General features: G+C 51.9%; 1 rRNA gene. It reads right to left on the reverse strand.

The window, feature by feature from the left end:
• Nucleotides 1-984 (reverse strand): 23S ribosomal RNA (locus SIK69_RS08005); the annotation flags it as partial.

Consider the following 984-nt stretch of genomic DNA (forward strand, 5'->3'; position numbering starts at 1 on the left):
ACGGGTCTACGTTAGAACACCAGCCATTAAAGGGTGGTATTTCAAGGTTGGCTCCACAAGAACTGGCGTCCTCGCTTCAAAGCCTCCCACCTATCCTACACATCAAGGACCAGTGTTCAGTGTCAAGCTATAGTAAAGGTTCACGGGGTCTTTCCGTCTTGCCGCGGGTACACTGCATCTTCACAGCGAGTTCAATTTCACTGAGTCTCGGGTGGAGACAGCCTGGCCATCATTACGCCATTCGTGCAGGTCGGAACTTACCCGACAAGGAATTTCGCTACCTTAGGACCGTTATAGTTACGGCCGCCGTTTACCGGGGCTTCGATCAAGAGCTTCTCCCTAAGGATAACCCCATCAATTAACCTTCCGGCACCGGGCAGGCGTCACACCGTATACGTCCACTTTCGTGTTTGCACAGTGCTGTGTTTTTAATAAACAGTTGCAGCCAGCTGGTATCTTCGACTGATTTCAGCTCCACCCGCAGGGGCTTCACCTACATATCAGCGTGCCTTCTCCCGAAGTTACGGCACCATTTTGCCTAGTTCCTTCACCCGAGTTCTCTCAAGCGCCTTGGTATTCTCTACCTGACCACCTGTGTCGGTTTGGGGTACGATTTCGTGTTACCTGATGCTTAGAGGCTTTTCCTGGAAGCAGGGCATCTGTTACTTCAGTACCGTAGTACCTCGTCATCACACCTCAGCGTTAACAAGAGTCCGGATTTACCTAAACTCTCCGCCTACATGCTTAAACCGGGACAACCGTCGCCCGGATAACATAGCCTTCTCCGTCCCCCCTTCGCAGTAACACCAAGTACAGGAATATTAACCTGTTTCCCATCGACTACGCCTTTCGGCCTCGCCTTAGGGGTCGACTCACCCTGCCCCGATTAACGTTGGACAGGAACCCTTGGTCTTCCGGCGTGCGGGTTTTTCACCCGCATTATCGTTACTTATGTCAGCATTCGCACTTCTGATACCTCCAGCA

The sequence above is a fragment of the Scandinavium lactucae genome, assembly GCF_033843265.1.
In the GTDB taxonomy this organism is placed as follows: domain Bacteria; phylum Pseudomonadota; class Gammaproteobacteria; order Enterobacterales; family Enterobacteriaceae; genus Scandinavium; species Scandinavium lactucae.